Source organism: Christiangramia aestuarii (assembly GCF_009735585.1).
Classification (GTDB): domain Bacteria; phylum Bacteroidota; class Bacteroidia; order Flavobacteriales; family Flavobacteriaceae; genus Christiangramia; species Christiangramia aestuarii.
In genome coordinates, this window is the sequence record NZ_VJVW01000002.1 from 39,190 (window position 1) to 58,403 (window position 19,214).

General features: G+C 34.6%; 19 protein-coding genes. 1 reads left to right on the forward strand and 18 read right to left on the reverse strand.

Annotation, left to right across the window (positions count from 1 at the left end; all coding sequences use genetic code 11):
• Window positions 1-2 precede the first annotated feature (2 nt).
• From asnB to FLP08_RS04305, 11 genes are read right to left on the reverse strand one after another with little or no spacing between them, the layout of a single operon-like run.
• Complete coding sequence (gene asnB / locus FLP08_RS04255) at window positions 3-1,709, reverse strand: asparagine synthase (glutamine-hydrolyzing) (RefSeq protein WP_156274393.1); 1,707 nt, start codon at window positions 1,707-1,709, stop codon at window positions 3-5.
• Complete coding sequence (locus FLP08_RS04260; protein ID WP_156274395.1) at window positions 1,709-2,401, reverse strand: acylneuraminate cytidylyltransferase family protein; 693 nt, start codon at window positions 2,399-2,401, stop codon at window positions 1,709-1,711. The genes asnB and FLP08_RS04260 overlap by 1 nt, the downstream gene beginning before the upstream one ends.
• On the reverse strand, window positions 2,398-3,195 hold the full coding sequence (locus FLP08_RS04265) for a formyltransferase family protein (RefSeq protein ID WP_162430928.1): 798 nt from the start codon (window positions 3,193-3,195) through the stop codon (window positions 2,398-2,400). Before FLP08_RS04265 ends, FLP08_RS04260 begins: the two co-directional genes overlap by 4 nt.
• The gene (locus tag FLP08_RS04270) at window positions 3,170-4,150 is read right to left on the reverse strand and encodes a polysaccharide deacetylase family protein (RefSeq protein ID WP_156274399.1); all 981 of its coding nucleotides are present in this window, start codon (window positions 4,148-4,150) and stop codon (window positions 3,170-3,172) included. Before FLP08_RS04270 ends, FLP08_RS04265 begins: the two co-directional genes overlap by 26 nt.
• Window positions 4,151-4,152: 2 nt before the next feature.
• Window positions 4,153-5,310: a UDP-N-acetylglucosamine 2-epimerase gene (gene neuC, locus FLP08_RS04275; RefSeq protein ID WP_156275653.1), complete on the reverse strand. Its 1,158-nt coding sequence runs from the start codon at window positions 5,308-5,310 to the stop codon at window positions 4,153-4,155.
• The gene (locus tag FLP08_RS04280) at window positions 5,310-5,951 is read right to left on the reverse strand and encodes a hypothetical protein (RefSeq protein ID WP_156274401.1); all 642 of its coding nucleotides are present in this window, start codon (window positions 5,949-5,951) and stop codon (window positions 5,310-5,312) included. The genes neuC and FLP08_RS04280 overlap by 1 nt, the downstream gene beginning before the upstream one ends.
• Window positions 5,944-6,945 (reverse strand): N-acetylneuraminate synthase family protein, encoded by a 1,002-nt coding sequence (locus FLP08_RS04285; protein WP_156274403.1) that lies wholly within the window; start codon window positions 6,943-6,945, stop codon window positions 5,944-5,946. The genes FLP08_RS04280 and FLP08_RS04285 overlap by 8 nt, the downstream gene beginning before the upstream one ends.
• A 3-nt stretch (window positions 6,946-6,948) precedes the next feature.
• Window positions 6,949-7,719: a hypothetical protein gene (locus FLP08_RS04290; protein ID WP_156274405.1), complete on the reverse strand. Its 771-nt coding sequence runs from the start codon at window positions 7,717-7,719 to the stop codon at window positions 6,949-6,951.
• 2 nt (window positions 7,720-7,721) lie between these two features.
• Complete coding sequence (locus FLP08_RS04295; protein WP_156274407.1) at window positions 7,722-8,807, reverse strand: glycosyltransferase family 2 protein; 1,086 nt, start codon at window positions 8,805-8,807, stop codon at window positions 7,722-7,724.
• On the reverse strand, window positions 8,807-9,973 hold the full coding sequence (locus tag FLP08_RS04300) for a glycosyltransferase family 4 protein (protein WP_238388438.1): 1,167 nt from the start codon (window positions 9,971-9,973) through the stop codon (window positions 8,807-8,809). The genes FLP08_RS04295 and FLP08_RS04300 overlap by 1 nt, the downstream gene beginning before the upstream one ends.
• Window positions 9,970-11,220 carry a glycosyltransferase family protein gene (locus FLP08_RS04305; protein WP_156274409.1) on the reverse strand — a complete coding sequence of 417 codons (1,251 nt, stop codon included), beginning with the start codon at window positions 11,218-11,220 and terminating at the stop codon, window positions 9,970-9,972. The genes FLP08_RS04300 and FLP08_RS04305 overlap by 4 nt, the downstream gene beginning before the upstream one ends.
• Before the next feature lie 115 nt (window positions 11,221-11,335).
• Here FLP08_RS04305 and wecB point away from each other — a divergent pair, with 115 nt between their 5' ends.
• On the forward strand, window positions 11,336-12,412 hold the full coding sequence (gene wecB / locus FLP08_RS04310; RefSeq protein WP_156274411.1) for a non-hydrolyzing UDP-N-acetylglucosamine 2-epimerase: 1,077 nt from the start codon (window positions 11,336-11,338) through the stop codon (window positions 12,410-12,412).
• Here the strand turns inward: wecB and FLP08_RS04315 are convergent.
• Genes FLP08_RS04315 through FLP08_RS04345 form a run of 7 tightly spaced genes read right to left on the reverse strand, consistent with a single transcriptional unit; the run spans window position 12,398 to window position 19,210 of the window.
• The gene (locus tag FLP08_RS04315) at window positions 12,398-13,324 is read right to left on the reverse strand and encodes a glycosyltransferase family 2 protein (RefSeq protein ID WP_156274413.1); all 927 of its coding nucleotides are present in this window, start codon (window positions 13,322-13,324) and stop codon (window positions 12,398-12,400) included. The two genes, wecB and FLP08_RS04315, sit on opposite strands and share 15 nt — an antisense overlap.
• Before the next feature lies 1 nt (window position 13,325).
• Window positions 13,326-14,300 carry a glycosyltransferase family 2 protein gene (locus tag FLP08_RS04320; RefSeq protein WP_156274415.1) on the reverse strand — a complete coding sequence of 325 codons (975 nt, stop codon included), beginning with the start codon at window positions 14,298-14,300 and terminating at the stop codon, window positions 13,326-13,328.
• Between the two features lie 2 nt (window positions 14,301-14,302).
• A complete protein-coding gene (locus FLP08_RS04325) occupies window positions 14,303-15,136 on the reverse strand; it encodes a glycosyltransferase family 2 protein (protein WP_156274417.1) in 834 nt (277 codons plus the stop codon).
• Complete coding sequence (locus FLP08_RS04330; protein WP_156274419.1) at window positions 15,133-16,371, reverse strand: glycosyltransferase; 1,239 nt, start codon at window positions 16,369-16,371, stop codon at window positions 15,133-15,135. The genes FLP08_RS04325 and FLP08_RS04330 overlap by 4 nt, the downstream gene beginning before the upstream one ends.
• 25 nt (window positions 16,372-16,396) lie before the next feature.
• Complete coding sequence (locus FLP08_RS04335) at window positions 16,397-17,287, reverse strand: glycosyltransferase family 2 protein (RefSeq protein WP_156274421.1); 891 nt, start codon at window positions 17,285-17,287, stop codon at window positions 16,397-16,399.
• 40 nt (window positions 17,288-17,327) lie between these two features.
• Window positions 17,328-18,431 (reverse strand): glycosyltransferase, encoded by a 1,104-nt coding sequence (locus FLP08_RS04340; RefSeq protein WP_156274423.1) that lies wholly within the window; start codon window positions 18,429-18,431, stop codon window positions 17,328-17,330.
• Window positions 18,428-19,210 (reverse strand): class I SAM-dependent methyltransferase, encoded by a 783-nt coding sequence (locus tag FLP08_RS04345; RefSeq protein WP_156274425.1) that lies wholly within the window; start codon window positions 19,208-19,210, stop codon window positions 18,428-18,430. Before FLP08_RS04345 ends, FLP08_RS04340 begins: the two co-directional genes overlap by 4 nt.
• Window positions 19,211-19,214 lie beyond the last annotated feature (4 nt).

Genomic DNA, 19,214 nt, shown 5'->3' on the forward strand with positions numbered 1-19,214 from the left:
TATCAGCTATTTTCAAATATAAGACTCGCATTAATCCATTGCCATAGGTAAAAACTATTCTGTTTTTCACCTTTTTGATAATCCTCCCATTCCTTATAAATGGATTTAAAATCGAACCAGTTACTTACTTTACTTTCTTGAAGAATGGATAACCTGCTATCGACATATTCTCTCAGTTCTCCTCCAAGCCACTCCCTTTGAGGAGTTTGTAAAGCCCTTTTTGGAGCCTCTGTGATCTTAAACGGGACAAAATCGCCGGTCAATTCTCTCAGCATGTATTTATGCACTCCGTTTTTTATTTTCATTTCATCGGGCAAAGCAAATGCATATTCCACCAGAAGGTGATCCAGAAATGGTTCTCTAAGCTCTGTGCTAAAAGCCATGGATATACGATCGTTGAACCGTAAAGCCCTTGGAAGCTTAGTATAAAAAAGATCTCGGTATTGTAAATTTTGCATCCTGGACTCGAAGGGGCTGGGATAATCAGGTTTCACAGCAAGATCCCTAAACTCTTTTGCGAGAACGTTGGGTTTGAAACTACCTGACTTTCCGGTTCCCTGTACTATGGAATTATCCTTTGTTTTATAATAATCATATCCCGCCCATTGTTCATCCATTCCCTGCCCATCCAGCAGAACCTTAATTCCTGAATCTTTAGCTTTTTCAAAAATCCTGGCATAAGCGAGGGTGGGAATTCCTCCAAATGGTTCATCCTGAACTTCACTTATTAAACTGGCATATTCAGGAACCTTGTAAGAGGAAAGTTTTACTTTTTCCAGAGGGTTTCCTGTTTGGGAAATCATTTCTTTTACCCAGGGCAACTCATCATATCTTTCATCGCCTGTAAAAAAGGTAAATGCTTTTATTTTTTCTGAACTATGATTGTTATTTACTAAGGCCAGTAATAGAGAACTATCCACACCACCACTAATATTAAATCCCAAAGGTACATCGGCCCTGAACCTTAGTTTTATTGAATCTTTTAGAAGTTCAAGATACTTCTGCTTTATCTCGTCCTCAGAATAAGTCCGTTTTAATAAAGAGATTCGTACAGGAAAATCATACCATTTTTCTATCTGTAACTTTTCATCCTTAAATTCGAGAAAATGGCCGGCAGGTAATTGATGAATATCCTGAAAAAAGGTTTCTGACGGAATTCCATAGGAACCATAGCAGAAATAATTTGCCCATTGCCTTACATTTGGAGTTGATCCTTTTATTCCTTTTATCGCCTTGATCTCACTAGCGAAAATAAAATCATTAGTATTACTGTAAAAAAATGGTTTCACCCCAAAACGATCACGTGCAGCAAATAAAGATTTTTCTTTGTTATCCCAGATCGCGAAAGAAAACATTCCTCTAAACTTTTCCAGACAATTCTTGCCGTAAACTAAATAAGCGGCTAATAAAACTTCTGTATCTGAAGAAGTTTTAAAAGGATAGCTTAAGCCGATTTCATTTCTTAGTTCGGTATAGTTATATATTTCACCATTAAAACTCAAATGGTACCGACCTGTGGGATCACTAAAAGGCTGATCTGCTTCATGGGATAGATCGATTATAGAGAGTCTGTTATGTCCAATTATGGCAAAACCCTTGTCATGATATACTCCTCTCGCATCTGGTCCGCGATGGGCCATTGAAGTTAACATTAGATCCAAATCACCTTTTTTAATCTCAGGCCCAACTATTCCAGCTATACCGCACATTAATTACGAGTTTTTAATATTTCTACGGCCCTCTCCCAATCACTAATGGTATCTATATTTACATAATCATCTGACATGGTATTAATAAAGCCAATGTTTTCTCCAAGTAAGGAATTCTCTTCCATTATTTGCCTGGTGGCAGTAATATAAATAGCTCCATCCCTATGGTAAGCCTTAGGAAGTTCCTGCCTTCTCGGAATCGGAGTTTTTTCCCCGGTAGCTATTCTTAATATCCCATCATGATCTTCAAAGGCCCAGTGTGGATTAAAATCAGCCGGAATTTCCCTTACACTGATTAGCGAATCATAATTGCCCGAAATAAATTTCCTGATAGCCTCATCAATAAGCCCATTTCTTCTAAAAGGAGTCGTGGGCTGTAACAGGCAGATGGCATCAAAATTTTCATTTTTTGCTTTATAAAAATTCAATGCGTGCTGGATAACCTTCAGACTCGGAGTATTATCCTCGGCCAGTTCTCCCGGTCTTTTAAAGGGCACTTCAACTCCCTGTTGCCCGGAAATTTTCATGATCTCCTCATCATCTGAGCTTAGAGCTATTTTCGATAGAAGCTTTGATTCTTTAGCTGAGGTTATAGTATAATTAATCAAAGGAATACTTCCTAGTATTTTTATATTCTTCCCAGGTATCCCTTTACTACCACCTCTTGCCGTTATTAAACCTAAGATTCTCATCGTTTCAAATTTGAAATTATAGGATATTTGTTATCGATCTGGTCTTTATCCATTAAATATGTTGAAAATAACCCCTTTTCAATATTATCATAAATATTGCGCAGTTTATCGGTAGTAAGATCACTATTCCTGTAAATTTTAACGTTAGCCTTCTGCATTATCGGAATAATCTCTCCCCGAAAATATAATTTTAAAATTTCAGGTAACAGTGTTCCTGCTCTTTTTATAACCTTATTTCCGGCATCATGAAGGTTATCATCCTTGGAAAGATCGGGCCTAAGCTGATGCAATATTTTACCCGAATCAACCTTCTTTTCTGCTAAGTGAATGGTGGCACCTAAACATTGTGGCTGTTCATACAAAAGCGGGAATAGGTTAGTTGCCGAGCCTTTATAATAAGGAGATAGACCTAGATGAAGATTAATGATCTTATTGGGAAAAGCCTTTAAAATGAAATCTTTAATTATCGAGGTGCCAAATAAAACTATGATATCCGGGTCGGTTTCCTTTAACAATTCTAATGTGAGCTCAGTGTTGACTTCTTTATACTGAAGTTTTATCTGGAGTATATCCTCTGGAAATCCCATATTTCCAAAGAATTTTTCTTCAGATGCAGATCGGGATTCAAAATGATCTTTTATAAACCTGGCATCGGTTTCATTTAGTCCTTCAGTGTTTTCTATGGTAGCCGACTTTTCTTCGGTAATAATTAACTGAAGATCGGTGCCGCTTGCCAGGCATTGGGAAATATACTTGTGTCTGAAACTATTACTGGTTAAAAGTACTGTTCTCATAGGTGTGCCATTTTGCAAATACGCAGTTTTCGAAAAGACTTTTTCCTTTAAATAAATCTGCTTTTCCACCAGGAAGGTCATTGCAGTCATACCTCGCCACCAAAAATGGATTCTCCGATATATGATAATTTACCGCTCTTTCCATGGTAAATGCTAGTTTAAAACCGGCTTGCTCCATAGATTGTGAAAGTCCTGCGCAGGCTTCATAAGATCCATAGGGATAACTAAACAACTTGGCTTGCTCCCCAAAGTTGGAAATAAAGAAATTCTGTGTATTTTTTAGATCCTTCTCTACATCTTCTGTTTCTACCAAACCTAAGGGATCATGAGTATGGCCATGGGACCCGAGACTCCCTCCGTTCCATAGGTCTTTTAGCTGGTCTATTTCCATATATAGATCATTAGCCATCCTATGTTCATTGAAATTTTCATTGAATAACGGCTCGATAATTTGTTTAAGATCGCTAATTTCAATTTTGAAATTGAGCAAATACTTCAACCTGGCAACTGCAGGCGGATCATAATTATAATGAATATGGGCTTTATTCCTTTCTTCCTCATTTAATTGAAAAGAATAATTTCTCGAAATTCCTTTTTCCAGCTCCATAGGATCTATTCTGGAACGAAGAAGATGAATTTTATGCACCAGAGAAACTTTTTTCTCCGTAAAATTAGAAGTATTTATAAAGCATATAAAAGGTATTCCCATTCTATCCAGAATAGGTTTTGCCAGCTCAAATTGTTCTTTCAGACCGTCATCAAAGGTGACAAGCAATAAATTATCTTCTATAGAATGTTTTTCCAGGTCTAAAAGCTCAGCCTGTGAGATAAATTTTCCCTGTTTCGATAATACTTTGAGCTGATTCTCGAACTGCCTCGGGGTCAACCCGAAAATACTTGGATATTCAGAATCAAAATCCTCCCTGATATAGTGGAAATTAGCTACAGCCAGCATTATTAGTAACTAATTGTTTTTGAAGATCTCAACTCAACTTTGGCAAGAATTTCTGCAATTCGTTTCCCGGATTCACCGTCACCATAAAGGTTAGATTTACTAAATCTAGCATTTCCTTCCAGTTCTTTGATTGCATTTAATATTTCAAACCTTTTGTAACCAACATCAGTAACATTCTCGCCTCGAAGCCTTTTTTGCTGGCGGTTTCCTATATTTAAAACTGGAACACCCAGATAGCTTCCTTCTCTTATTCCTGCACTGGAATTCCCAATAAGCATTTTAGAATTCTTGATTAATCGTAGAAAATCCAGGCCATCCATATTTTTAAAAAAATGAATGTTTTCAGGATTTTCCTTTTCTCTAAAAGTTCTAATCCCATTTGAGGTGCCATCTGAACCTGCATCAACATTAGGCCAGAACCAAAATGTAGAAATTCCACTTTCCTTTACTGCATATAAGGTTTCCATTATATTATCCCGGGATTTTGAATATTCTGTGGTTACCGGATGCTGCATGACCACCAAATACCCATTTTTCCAATTGATCTGACTTCCTACACCTCCATATTTCTCTAATGGGTCAAAATTCAACCCGTTCTCATTCTCGATTTGTTTTGCCAGATCTATAGATGGACAGCCGGTATTTATTACCATATCGGGATCTTCACCCAATTTTATGACTCTTTCCCTGGCATCTTCATTTGATACTAAATGTAGATCTGCCAGTTTAGTGTTGGCATGCCTAACTTTCTCGTCTATACTACCAGTTACCTCTCCTCCTTGTATATGAACAAGAGGTATATTTTGGTAGGACGAAGCAATAGAAGTGGCGATAGTTTCAAACCTGTCTGCGATACTTATCACTGCATCTGGCTGAAGATTATAAAATACATTTGTAAGTTCCATAAGGCCTAAACCTGTGGTCTTTGCCATGGTGGTTGGATTCTCACCTTCCAGAACCATATAGACTTTTGCCGCCACGTCAAAACCGTCATTTTTGATGAATTCTGCTGCATTGCCATAACGATCTAATAATGCCGAACCGGCAATAACCAATTGAAGTTCCAGATCAGGATGATCCTTAATTGCTTCCAAAGCTGTTTTAATCCTGCTATAGGAAGGACGCGCCGTTATGACTACACAAATTTTTCTTTTATTCATCATCTAGAAACTCTTCTAAGTTGAAAATTAATTTTAGAGGAAAATTTAAGTTTTAACCATTTAAAATTCTGCTTTAGATCAGGATCGCGAAAAAGAAGCTTGATTCCTCCCTGAAAATGATCTTTAGGCCTATTAGAATATACACTATTACGCTTACTGGTAATAGAATGTACAAATTTTGAGGATGGGAAAAGACTTTTAAAAATATCAGTCTGATCTTTTCGGTCTCCTTCTACTACAATTATCGCTTTATCCCTTATTTTATCTTTTAGCAATTCCAGATCATTATCCTTTCCATCTATAATTAAAAAGTCAAATTTTATATTTTCCGGAAGACCCTGAATAGAATTGAAAAGTTTTAACTTTCTATAATCTTCACCTAAATTTTCAGGAATTTTAGAAAGACAAAATGAATTATTTTCTATACCATATACGTTTGGCTGATACTTTGAATTATACCTCTTAAGAATAGAGTCGGAAATTGTACCAATACCAACACCTAATTCAAGTATATTGACTGGTTTAAACTTCTGGACAAGTTTTAATATCTGATTTAATGCATATTCACTTACTATGTACTGACTCCCTTCTGCCTGAGAAAATTTCTGATATTGTTGTTTGGTGAATTCTGTATTACTCATCTTGCAGATCGTTCCAATTTAGAAAATCCCATTTTTCCAGGGATTTCAAAACTTTTCTACCTAAAACTTTTTGATAATCTGCTGCATTTATACCGTAGGATTTTGGTTTTTTTGTTTCAAGATCATCAAATTGTATAATATGGCCTTTTTCCAGTTTTTTATTTACTGCCAAGGATTTCTCAAAAATATCCTTTAAAGAATTAAAATCGGAATTATCAGTTTTATTTACCGGATTATGAAATGCTATTCCTAGCTTTTTAATTGAAGACACCAAATCTTTTATCTCCTCTATTTCTAAAGATGAAGTTGCATCAGGTCCAAAACTTTTACGGCTAAAAACCGCGTGAAATTCTAGGATTTCTGCCCCCAGGGCAAAAGCTGCAATGCAAGTTTCGATTCTTGCTGAATGATCTGAAAACCCAACTTGAACTTGATATCTTTCCTTTAATTCTTTAATCACATTTAAACCGTAACTTTCAGGCCTAGTCGGATAAGAAGTAGTACATTGTAATATTGAAAGTTCAACTTTTTTCTTTTTAAGAAAACCAACGGTTCTATCCAACTCCGAAAATGAACTTAAGCCTGAGGATATAATTACTGGTTTACCCGTTCTGGAAATTTTTTCCAATAAAAGAAGGTTATTTACTTCTCCCGAACCAATTTTATATCTTCTAACCCCAATTTCTTCTAACAGGTCAACCGCTGCATTACTAAAAGGTGAAGCTAAAAATTCAACACCTCTTTTCTCACATCTGTCTTTGATCATTATCCATTGACTCAAGGAAAATTCCATTCGCTTCCAGTAATCGAAACGCGACTTATCCTGATCTGAAAACTTTATCCGGAAGGGTTCGTGAACACTGCTTTCTGCCTCGGCAACATGTACCTGAAACTTTACAGTGTCTACTCCGGCTTCGGCAAGAGCATCTATATAGCTCATCGCCATTCCCAGACTACCCTCATGTGCTTGACCAATTTCAGCTATTATCATCATGTATTATTCAAAATATTTACTCCATTTAGAATTCTTGAAGTGATCATTTAACTGGTCATAATTTTCAATTAATTGATCGAGTGATTCAGGATTTTGTTTTTTTAATTGAGAATCTTTGCTAAACTCTTGAATTTGAAATCTTTTTTCAAATTGTTGTAAAGTTCTTTTTCTATTATCTGCAAGGTCCTCATAAAATATTTCGATTATTTCATGATCTTTAAATTTTTCATTTATCCCCTTCTGATATTCCGAAATAGAATTAAAATATTCCTCGCATTCACCAATTTCCAATTCTATTTTTCTTTCTTCCAGAGGTAATCTCTTTCCGGAATAAATATTTTCAGTCCACATTTTTGTTTTGAGACCAATTTTTTTTGAAACCAGAGACCTTAAAACATTTCTTCTTTTTAAATGAATTATAAGGATATCCTTATCTCTAATTAAATATTCCCACACTTCATTGTCCCCTATAACCGGATGCTGATAGAAAAGTTTAAATCCAACATATTTTATTCCATCCAATTTGGGTCCGAAAATTTTTCCCCAAATTTTCTCACTTGTCGATTTTACAATCTTAAATTCCTCACCTTCAACTATTAATTCAGGATGAAAATTTAACAGATTTCTTAAAAGAGTAGAACCGGTCCTGGAATCGCTTATAATCACGAATTTTTTATAATTACGATTTCCAAAAACCTGGTGCCCAAACCTCTTGGTGTGTTCCTTGAAGGAACGTAATCTAAAGGATAAACTACGTTTTATTGATGCGCTCATGCTTATAATTCAATTCTAAAATCTATCCTTTGAAGATTATCTGATATCTTGTAGGAGTAATTTAAATCGCGAAAATCAAAAATTATCTTCTTTAATATCATATCATTTACTTCTTTTAATGAAATATAAGGCTGAGTTTGTCTACCGGCCACCTTTTTTATGCGATGTTTAGTGCTATGATAATAACTATCTATTTCAAAATGTGCCTGAACTACTCCTGAAACAGTTTTTAATTCTTCATTTAAAAAATGTTCCACATGAGCCATAATATTCTGAATTTTATACCTATGCTCAGGATGTTTCAATTTCTCTGCTTTTATAGGGTCTATCACCTCCCCCATATTACCCTGACGTGAGGGTCGTATTCTTTTAAACCGTTTATTGGAAAGATAATGTTCCTGGTTTATTCGCATAATATTCTTTACTCTTGGTTTGCTGGTTATCAATTTATCTTCAGAACCTGAAAAGCTTTGGTGCCAGTTATGATAAAAGAAACTATGATCACATCTCCGTTCTTTAAAACCTGCGTTTCCCATTCTGGCGAAAAGATCAACATCCTCGCCACCGTAGAAATGAAAAAATTCATCAAATCCATTTACCTGCATGAAAGCGTTTTTTGGAGCCAGTATCATTCCATTAACATCTCCAGTATTAGAAGGTTTAAGATCTTCAAATTCAAACTCCCTTTTAAGTATCTCCGACTCATTTTCTGATAGATAAGCTAAATTAAATAGATAAAAGGAATCGGTGGATGCTATCTTATTTAAGTTTTTAATGGTATTGTAATGAAATACCAGGTCTACATCTGCTATAAATATAATAGATGTTTTACAATGAAGAATTCCGAAATTTAGGGCTTTGCTTTTATTCCATAATAACTGGCTTACATTTAAAGGATAAAATTCAATAAATGGATATTGACTGCAAAGGTCTTTTAACTCACTCTGCAAAACCGAATTACTACCATAATCTACGAATACAACCTTAAAATTCTTTTCGGTTTGGCGCTCTAAACTGTCCAGGGAAATTTTTATACGATCGTAAGACCTGTCCCGGTTAGCATAAATTAAGGTTATCTTATGATCCATCAATTAGACTTATTAACTTCTTCAAGTTGGTTTTCTATTAAAGAATATCGCTCCAAAACTTCATTCTGAACTTTTTTCCTTTCAAGGCAGGGCTTAACATTTAAAGAGTTGTATTCCACGGCTTTTTTAAGATCCAATTCCTTATTCAACAATAATTCGATTTTCCGCTGAATCAGATTTACATTTTCAGGTTCCTCGAGAAGTATCCCGTTTACTCCGTCTAATATAATCTCGGAAGTAGCATTCCCCGGGTTCGACTGAACCGGAAAAGCCTCCATAATGATTGCCTCTAACAGAGTATTTGGAATACCGTCAGAAAGGCTATTCCCAATAGCTATTTTGGCCTGTCCCATAAGTTCCAAAACATCAGTATGACTAATTTTACCAAAAATTTTAAAATTAGACCACTTGATCATTTTAGAAACTTCCGCAAATTCTATAACTTCTTTTCCGGCTCCATAGACGATAACTCTATACCCTACCAGTCTTTCTTTTAATAACTGTAAAGCATTTAGAACTTCAATACATCTTCCATGAAGACCCTGATATCCTTTTATAAGGATCAAATCCCTCTCTTCAAATTTTTTAATCGACTTAGATATTGCTGTAAAATCGTAACCACCTCCCCCTGGAAAAACTCCAAGAAACTCACCCTTAAACCCATTTTGTATTGCAATATTCAGGTCTCTCTTACAGTCTGTAAATAAATAATCTACTCTGCTTAAAACATTCCGTATATCTCTTAAATAGGAGGGTTTATTCCTATAATAGAAAATATCACTCCCCCATGTTGATACTATCCATTTTAATCCTGGAAAGCTTTCCATGATCGATAAAGATGGAGCTGCAGAAAGGTAGATAACGAAACTGTGTACAATATCAGGTTCTATCTTTTCGATTTGAGTTTTAAGGGTTTTCTGAAAATCCCGTTCATTAAAAATATTAATAAGCTTTGTAAGATTAGGCGTTTTCCTTTTTAACAAATATCGTCCCGGGTAATCCCATTTGTAACGCCATCCAGTCACCTGATTTACAAAATCTATCTTCTCGACCTTAGTATTCGAGTCAAAAACATCCAGCCAGTAGATCTCATGACCAGAATCTTTCAACTGTTCAGTCCAGTTGAAAAAATGAGGGGCAAAGATGGAAACCATTAATATTTTCATTCTTTATTCAGATCGGCAAAAATTTCAGTTAGTTTTTCTGGTGATAGATATCTCTCGACCTTATCATATTTCATATCTAAAGTGCCGTTTTCAAAATCCAGGTACAATTTTTCGATTATACCTGAAATTCTGTTTTCATCATCAATTTCAGACCAAAAAGGATAATCTTCCCCCAGGATACGTCTGGCTTCACTCTTTGGTGGCCCCAGTAACAGAATTGGTTTTCCCGAAGAAATTACATGAGGGAATTTTCCAGGCAAGAAGGGACTAAATTCTGCCTTAGCTTCAATAATTACATTCACCGAGGTATTTTCCTGAAGCCAGCTAACTTCGCTAAAGGCTATGTTTTCACATTTCACTTGAATCGATGCATTATCCTCGGATTCCTTCTCTAAATATTCTCTATAATGATCTGCAGGACCAATATGAATCAATTTGGCTTTGGCTCGTGGGTATTTACCAGCGAACTTTTTAAATCCTTCTATAAGTCCGAAAGGCTGCCTGGCCTGCAAAAAATTACCTGCATGAAGGATAGTAAACTCAGATGCTTTTAAATTGATATATGAAGATTTAGTTTTCTGAATTCCCTTATCTATTTGGTGAGGAATAACTACGCCTTTTTTAGAGAACGCCTTATAGTGACTTCCCATCCACTCTTTTAATAATAATGATGGAAATGCTGCATAAGTACACTTATCTGCAACGCCTTCCATAAAATTTTGTTTGATCCTGTATCCCGATTCCTTCCAGGTGTAAGGTTTGGGATACCAGTGCATGGGGTAGGGATCATGTATATAAGCTATCCATTTTGAATGCCACCTTGGAATTTGGAGTAAGGCATGATGTGGCCTAAAACTTCCTCCCTGACTGAGAGTTAACACCCAGTCGGGCTCAAATGTTTTCTCTTCTTTCAAGCCTGCTATAATACTATCTCGATCATTCAAAAGTGTAAATGAAAATCCTATTCTCTTTTCAATTTCAGGGTTCAGTTTTATTTTGAAAAGATATCTAATATATCGCTCTATACGACTCAGGTAAAACAAAAATCCTCTTCTTTTCTCTTTTATGGAAATACATTTTATTCCTTCTATAAAAATATCTTTTCTGGAATAATGATATACTAAAAGTTCAAAGCCTGCTTGATTCAAATTTTTAATTAGTGCAACCCTCCCTTTTGCTCCGCTACTATTTTCTAGATCGATTGATTCTACGACGATTAAAATTTTCTTGAATGGAGAGTTCTGCAATATGATATAGTTTATAACGAAAGTAAAAAAATTATGGCTATTCTCCTGTTCAATTGCTATGCTCGGCTTAATTATAAAATCATAACTTTAAAGCGTATTAATCGCTTATCTAAAAATGAAAATAGACCTTATTGCGGGTGCCCGACCTAACTTTGTTAAAATCGCATCTCTCATTCATGCAAACAATCACCTGAATTCTAATCTAGATTTTAGGATAATTCATACCGGTCAGCATTATGACAAAAACCTAAGTGATAATTTTTTTAAACTTTTAGAAATACCAGAACCAGATTTCAACCTCTCTGTAGGAAGTGGAAGCCAAGCTACCCAAACAGCCCTGATAATGCAGCGGTACGAAGACCTTTTGATCTCGAACAAACCAGATCTGTGCATTGTTGTTGGAGATGTCACTTCCAGTATGGCCTGCGCGATCACTGCTAAGAAACTGAATATTAAGATTGCTCATATTGAAGCTGGATTAAGATCTTATGATTGGAGCATGCCGGAAGAAGTGAACAGGGTTCTGATTGATAGTATTGGTGATTACTTTTTCACTACAACTCAAAAGGCCAAACAGTATCTCTTAACTACAGGAAAAGAAAGTTCTGATGTCCATTTCGTGGGAAATACTATGATTGACACACTTATCCGGAACAGAAGAAAATTTGCTCCTCCACAACTATGGAAAGAGCTGGAATTAGAGAAGAATGAGTATTTCGTCATGACCCTTCACAGACCTTCAAATGTGAGCGAACTTAACAAATTACAGCATATTTTGAAGGAGATTGAAATGCATTCCAAAGGTTTGCCAGTCATATTTCCGGTTCATCCCAGAACCGCAGTTGTTTTAAAAGAAAAGCTTCCAAAAATTAAAAATTTACACTTTACCGCCCCCTTAAATTACCTGGAATTTAATTATCTGGTAGAAAGGTCGAAAGCTGTGATCACAGATTCCGGTGGGATAACTGAAGAGACAACGTTTCTTAATGTACCCTGCATCACTATCAGGGAAAATACAGAAAGACCCGAAACTGTGTATGAAGGAACAAATGAAGTAATTGGTACAATTCCAGAAAATATAGGTCCTGCTTTAAAAAGGCTGTTTAACAATGATTGGAAAAAAGGCTCAATCCCTGAGTTATGGGATGGGAAAACTGGGGAAAGAATAATCTCTATATTAAGTGATCTTTGATTTGAATCGTAAGATAGGTTTTATCAAGTCATAATTCCGTACACAAAACAAATAAAACCTTCGTTGAAAAGAACCTATCTGTTTTAAATCCATCAAATATTTGATAATCTCTTCAGATCTTAAAAAGTAACCAAGTTGAAAAAAATGATCGTATAGTATCTTTGAGAATTTTTGCTTACTTTTTAATTCATTCATTAAAATCAATGAGGCTACTATTTTTGACTTCCTTCTTCCTTGGTGATCATGATAGAACTCATAGGTAGTTGAATCTACATGTTTTCTACCAAAGAAAAGCTCGTTGGAAATGCTTATACCTTTAAGCCCATGTAGTATTAGACGAGTGTAATATTCCCATTCATCCGCATATATAATATCTTCATTAAATCTTAAGTCCTTCAGGGAACTCTTTTTCCAGATTACATTACATGTATTAAATGATAACTTATTTAAAATGATATCCTCTATATTGGCGACATCAACCTTTACAGGATCTATAGCACTGCTGTATTTCTTATACTGTTTATCAAATTCACCACGAAATACAGACCTTTTATAATGACAAAAATCTATTTTTCCTTTACTTAATAGTGCAAAAGCTATAGAGAGGCAATCTGGATGTGCCAGGTCGTCACTATCAAACCAGTGAACAAAGCTTCCATTACTTTTTTCAAGCCCAAAATTCCTGCATGTATTTGCACCCTTATTCCTATGATCTGGTCTTCTATAAAATTTAAATCTATAATCCTTTAAATAGGGGGCTATCTCATTAGCTGTATTATCTGTTGAATGATCATCTACAATTATACATTCCCAATTTTTAAAACTCTGGGCTAGGATAGAATCAAGAGTTTCGGAAATTAATTTCTCTCTATTATAAACTGGAATAATTATTGAAATTTCAGGATACTGCATATTATTCTACCTTTTCCACACTAATTCGACCTCTTTTAAGATTTTTGAGAAACCTTAATATATTCCTGGACAACCAGTATTTAACTATCACCCTATAAAATGCCAGTCTAAAATCAGATGGCTCTTCATCAGGGATATTTCCAAAAAAATCTCTCTGTGAATTAATCAATTTCGGACTTTCACGATATTTAATGAATATCCTTCTCTTTGCGTTATCTACATATCTTTTACCCAAATCTGGATATTTTTCAATTAAATGGGATTGAATTAGTTTCCAACTAGCTACCAAATGCTTTAAACTCTTTTTTGATAGCAGACTAGTTGAAGAGGAAGAATCCTTTCTGTATAAAACAAAAGTATCTTTCGTAAATAGCATTGAATTCATTTCCAGGAATATCCTGATCATAAACTCTCCGTCCTGATTAACCTTTAAGGTTTCGTTCCAATAGCCTGCACGAGCAACTATATCTTTGGACATTAAATAAGAATGTATAGGAAAATATCCTTCTGATTTATCAAGCGCATCAAGAAATTCTGACAAGGAATTAAAATCTTGGTAAGATTCAAGATCTTCAAAAAACTGAACATCGCCATCTCGTAATTTCCCCCATTTACTACTAATTATTTCTTCGTTGAGACTTGTTAATTTTCTGAGCTGGTTTTCAATTTTGTTTGTAGCGAGCAGATCATCGGAGTCCAACCATTGAATAAATTCTCCCTGACTTTTCTCAAAACCGAAATTCCGACAGGAATTAGCGCCTCTAGGCAAATTATTAGGTCTTTCCAGATATTTAATTCGATTATCTCTTTCACTGTAAAATTCTAATAAATGGGAAGTATTATCACTGGAACCATCATCTACCACCAGGCATTCCCAATTAAAATAACTTTGAGAAATTACAGTGTCTAAGGTTTCACCAATATATTCACACCTGTTATAAGTGGGTATTATTATGGAGACCAAGGGGAGCTTCATTATTAACTAAATTTTGATCTTATTTTCTTCAAAGGTCTCAAAATAAGATCTCCTAACCTTTTACCTGCAGAGTTTTTAATTTTTTTATTCTCCTTCTTTAATTTTTCTATTTCCCCTAGTAAAAGTTCAATAGTAGGATCAAAATTTTCAATTATTAGATCTTTATGTTTTTTAAAAGTATATAACCGAATTTCGTCATAAAAATCTCTAGCAAATTTATTTCTTGACAACGCAACATTCCTGTAGTTAAATAGAATTTCAGGAATAATATAAACTTGCCAACCAAATTTTCCAACTGCAACATTAAATTCCCAATCTTCATACCCCTTATTTAAATTCTCATCATATCCGCCAACATCTTCCCAACATGATTTTCTAAATAGCAGGCTTGCTGGAGCATTATTTCGAAATAAAGCGTTGAATGCTGATCCACCTGTAGGTTTTGATATCCTGGTAATTTTATCTTCAGAATTTCTAACAGCAGTCCAGCAACTTACCATTCCAACCTTGGGATTATTTTTTAAGATCTGAACGGCCTTTTCTAAGAATTCTTCTTCAAACCAATCATCAGAATCTAGGGTAAGAATATATTGACCTTTTGCCCGTTTAATTCCATTATTTCTCGCACTAACTACACCGGAATTCTTTTGAGTAATTAAATGATCTATTGAATCCTTGAGATTATTCAATACATTTTTTGTACCAGCATCTGAGCCATCGTCTACAACAATAATTTCTTTGTTGTTATAGGTTTGACTGTAAGCTGACCTAACTGCAGAGGAGATAAAATCTTTTTCGTTATAACACGGTATTATGACTGAAACTAATGGATTCATGACTTAAGAGTAGCTTTATAAAGTGACTCCCATTTTTGAAGTAATCTATCATTAGAAAACTTCTCCTTTACAAACTTTCTGGCCTGCTTCCCCATAATTAAACGTAAAGATTCATCATTGATCAACTTTTCAAGAAATGACACCATCATCTGTACATCGCCCTCAGGTATTAAAAATCCGGAGTGGTCAGGATCTACTGTGTATTTAACACCACCTGAATCGAAGGCCACTACCGGTAATCCACAAGCCTGGGCCTCTGCTGTCACCAAACCCTGACTCTCGGAACCATATTTAGGATCTGTTATTGATGTCATTAAAAAAATGTCGCTTTTTTGCAAAAGATTCTTGATATCATCTGCTGATTTATTACCCCAAAAGGTAACATATTCATTCAAATTATAAATATTCACCAAATCTTTTAGATCCTCAAACTTACTACCGGAACCTATGATATCATAAGAAACTTCATAACCTTTTTCTTTTAATACTTTAACACATTCAATTCCCAAATGCTGCCCTTTAAGATATTCCAGTCTTCCCACTGTAATAAGACTGATTTGATTAGCTTTTTTGGAGGAAGAATTATTTGGCCGAAAGAAATTCGTATCTATTCCTGCTGGTATTATCTCTATATTATCAGAGGAAGCACCTAATTTAAGAAGAATGTCTTCCAGATAGGGTGTGTTTACTACTAATCTATCCCCATATTTGAACAGATCGTCATAATATCCCTTTTCAGGGATTCGTCCGTTGATTGGAAATACCAGGTCATGGCCATGGAAGGAAACCAGCAAAGGCGTTTTTAAGAACCCTATTCGCTTTAATTGGTCCAAAGGTTTTACATTAGTTCCATACTGGACATGAATTAGATCATAATTATTCAAATATTTTAAACTTGAAAATTTGAATAACGCGGAAAGTTTATCCTTTTGTAAAGCGGAAAATTTTTTAATAAATCTAAGGTTTTTCCAATTTCTAATTAGTAATAACGACCCCTTAAGAATTCTTAGAATTTTTATCCTGGGAATTTTATAGTTTTCAGTAATTATCCTGCTTTCCAGATCATTGGATCTTATAATTTCCCTGTGGATACTATTATCAATATCCTGGAGATCTTCAACAAGAATTTTCACCTCATACCCACAGCTTTTCGCTATTAAAATTTGATTAATTACAAAGGTTTCAGAGGTAGCCGGGAATTTCCAAATTCTAAATATTATAGTTTTTCCTCTCATATTACCTCATATTACAAATTTGGAACTACTTTATAAATATTCTATTATACCATTTACTATAGTCTTTAGCTCCATAAAAAAATTGAGATTTTTCCTTTAATAACTTCGGGAATATTACTTTAAATTTTAGCTGTAAAAGGAATTTGGCGTTAGCCACATAGGCCGTTTTGTTATACCCTTCAGACTTAATGTTTTCTTCGATAATCTCCCAACTTTTAATTAACTCACGTGCTTTTTCTATGTTACTTATATCACTTAAGTTTTGTCCACTCCCATATCTATAATACGCAATTGAATCATTACTAAAAAGAACTTTGCTTGCTTTCAATATTATTCTAGATAAAAATTCTCCATCTTGATTAATAACTATATTTTCATTCCACTTGCCGGCTTTTTCGATGAGTTTTTTTGGAATCAAATAAACATGCATAGGAAAAAATTCGTTATAAAAGCCCATAGATTGCAACATATTAATTGGACTGTTGAAGTCACGATAAAGGCCATAAGTATATTTAAATCTCGATCTTAAATTTGAAGAATTTAAAAATCCACCCCATTTACCAGTTATTAATAAATCATTACCTACACTGGTTTCCACCTGAGCTTTCAGCTTATTCTTTTCCAGTAGATCATCTGAATCTAAAAATTGTAAATATTCACCTTTACTTAATTCTATTCCATAATTCCTACATGAATTTGAACCTTTAGGTAAATGACCAGGTCTTGAAAAAAATTTTATTCTTCGATCTTTTAAACAGTAATAATCCAACAATTCCTTGGTATTGTCTGTGGAAGAATCATCTATTACCAAACATTCCCATTTAGAGTAGGATTGATTGATAACAGAATCTAAAGTTTCTCCAATAAAATTACATCTATTGTAAGCCGGGATTATTATTGAAATTACTGGATTCAAATAATTCGAATTATTCGATTAAATAATAAAATTTATTTTGTTATGCTTTTATAGACTTAGCAATAAGCTCATTCAAGACATCAATATGTTTTTCCATACTGAAATTATCCCTTAATCTTTTTTTTCCAGCCATTCCAAGCTGCCTGGCTAAGGAATTATTCTCCAATAACTGTATCATCTTCACAGCCATACCGTTTACGTCATGTTCATCTACCAGAAAACCAGTTTGCCCATTCTCAATAACATCCGGAATACCTGCATGAAAAGTAGAAATAACCGGCAATCCAGCTGCCGAGGCTTCCATTATCGCCACCGGAGTTCCCTCAGAATCTCCATCATCTGCAGTAATTGAATGCTGAACAAAGGCCAGAGATTCTTCTAAATATACCCTGAATTGCTCAGGACTTATTACACCAGGAAATATCACCTTTTCCTGCAGCCCATAATATTTGGACAAATTCTTGCAGGTATTTTTAAGCTCTCCGTTACCAGCCATAATCAAGGTAGTGTTTGGAAATTTTCTAACCACTTTAGAAAATGCAAGAATTGTATAATATGGAGCTTTCTTATCCACAAATCTGCCAGCCGCTAAAAATTGGTTAATGGAAAATTTCGGATTAATTTGAGAAAATTGAGGATCAGCAGAACAAGGATTATAAATCAGTTTATGATTAGGACAGCCTAATTTCAATAACTCATCTACCATTTTTTTTGAAACAGCAATTATATAAGTAGCATATTCAAAAACCCTGCTATATCTTTCATTTTGATTTATGACACTCTTTCTAGAGGCGTCATACCCATGAAAATGAACTATAAGTGGTAATTCATTTTCTATAATTACTCTTAGAAACTTATTTGCCGTGGGACCATATTCGGCAAGCACCACCTGTATCTTGTTTTTTTTAAATGATCTGGAAAGTAACTTATCATAATAATAAGAATAAGGCTTCTTATTTACCTTTCGATCTAACTTATAATAATTCTTAAAGACAGAATTAGATATGGGTCCTTGTCCTTCTAGTATTAAATCAGAGGTTGCTCCGTAGTAATAGAAAACTTTCCCTTTTAAATTTTCTTTATGAGCCCTGATAAAAGTTTCTGAATAGGCATCTCTCGATGGGGATATAAGTGCAATATTCATTTAGGCTTTACTTTTTTCTTAAGTTTACTCAGGATTTTTTCTAAACCATTTTTATTTGTATTTTTTTTAACCTCAACTTTAAGTTGATTTTTAAGCCTGGCCTGTCTCTCTTCCTTTGATTCAAGTTTTAATTCAGGAAACTGCTCATCTACACCATATCTTGGATTTTTTGTAAGGACGGCGTAAAAATAATCATTTTGGTTCCAGATATTCTGGTATTCAAAAAATGTCACTTCCGCATTTACATCCTTAGAAAGCCTAGAAATTACTTCAAAATCGATATCCTCATCGACGGGCTGCAAACCTTTAGGATTGTTCTTTTGCAACCAAAGTTGATGGAATTTTGAGGGGCATGCCATGATTATTCTTCCTTGAGAGCTTAATATTTTGTTCAAAGAAAGATTGAATGCCTGACGATTATCTTTTGGAATATGTTCATATACATCGATCATGACAATTATATCAAAAAGGTTTTCCGGTAATTCCCTTGTAACATCCAGTGTTTCAAATCTTAGGTTTTCCCTTGAAAACAATTTACTGGCAGTATTGATTAAAACCGGACTTAGATCGACTCCTACTACCTTAGAATGGGGTAATGCTTTTGCAAATTCATGAGTGCTCCAGCCTATTCCACATCCAATATCGAGTATATTTTCAGTACTAGAAGGAATAAAACTACCAAGATTAATTATGGCCGATTCCATTCTTTTATTACTGATAGTATAATCACTAATCAATTTCGATTGAAAATTATTATAGAACTCCCTGGGTTTTGACATAAGT

Excerpts from the sequence above, each read along its gene's own strand:
- asnB (WP_156274393.1), bottom strand. The coding sequence starts at position 1,709 with ATGTGCGGTATAGCTGGAATAGTTGGGCCTGAGATTAAAAAAGGTGAT.
- FLP08_RS04295 (WP_156274407.1), bottom strand. The coding sequence starts at position 8,807 with ATGGATCATAAGATAACCTTAATTTATGCTAACCGGGACAGGTCTTAC.
- neuC (WP_156275653.1), bottom strand. The coding sequence starts at position 5,310 with ATGAATAAAAGAAAAATTTGTGTAGTCATAACGGCGCGTCCTTCCTAT.
- FLP08_RS04320 (WP_156274415.1), bottom strand. The coding sequence starts at position 14,300 with ATGAAGCTCCCCTTGGTCTCCATAATAATACCCACTTATAACAGGTGT.
- FLP08_RS04265 (WP_162430928.1), bottom strand. The coding sequence starts at position 3,195 with ATGAGAACAGTACTTTTAACCAGTAATAGTTTCAGACACAAGTATATT.
- FLP08_RS04330 (WP_156274419.1), bottom strand. The coding sequence starts at position 16,371 with ATGAGAGGAAAAACTATAATATTTAGAATTTGGAAATTCCCGGCTACC.
- FLP08_RS04260 (WP_156274395.1), bottom strand. The coding sequence starts at position 2,401 with ATGAGAATCTTAGGTTTAATAACGGCAAGAGGTGGTAGTAAAGGGATA.
- FLP08_RS04340 (WP_156274423.1), bottom strand. The coding sequence starts at position 18,431 with ATGAATATTGCACTTATATCCCCATCGAGAGATGCCTATTCAGAAACT.
- FLP08_RS04285 (WP_156274403.1), bottom strand. The coding sequence starts at position 6,945 with ATGATGATAATAGCTGAAATTGGTCAAGCACATGAGGGTAGTCTGGGA.
- FLP08_RS04270 (WP_156274399.1), bottom strand. The coding sequence starts at position 4,150 with ATGCTGGCTGTAGCTAATTTCCACTATATCAGGGAGGATTTTGATTCT.
- wecB (WP_156274411.1), top strand. The coding sequence starts at position 11,336 with ATGAAAATAGACCTTATTGCGGGTGCCCGACCTAACTTTGTTAAAATC.
- FLP08_RS04315 (WP_156274413.1), bottom strand. The coding sequence starts at position 13,324 with ATGCAGTATCCTGAAATTTCAATAATTATTCCAGTTTATAATAGAGAG.
- FLP08_RS04345 (WP_156274425.1), bottom strand. The coding sequence starts at position 19,210 with ATGTCAAAACCCAGGGAGTTCTATAATAATTTTCAATCGAAATTGATT.
- FLP08_RS04325 (WP_156274417.1), bottom strand. The coding sequence starts at position 15,136 with ATGAATCCATTAGTTTCAGTCATAATACCGTGTTATAACGAAAAAGAT.
- FLP08_RS04300 (WP_238388438.1), bottom strand. The coding sequence starts at position 9,973 with ATGAAAATATTAATGGTTTCCATCTTTGCCCCTCATTTTTTCAACTGG.
- FLP08_RS04280 (WP_156274401.1), bottom strand. The coding sequence starts at position 5,951 with ATGAGTAATACAGAATTCACCAAACAACAATATCAGAAATTTTCTCAG.
- FLP08_RS04290 (WP_156274405.1), bottom strand. The coding sequence starts at position 7,719 with ATGAGCGCATCAATAAAACGTAGTTTATCCTTTAGATTACGTTCCTTC.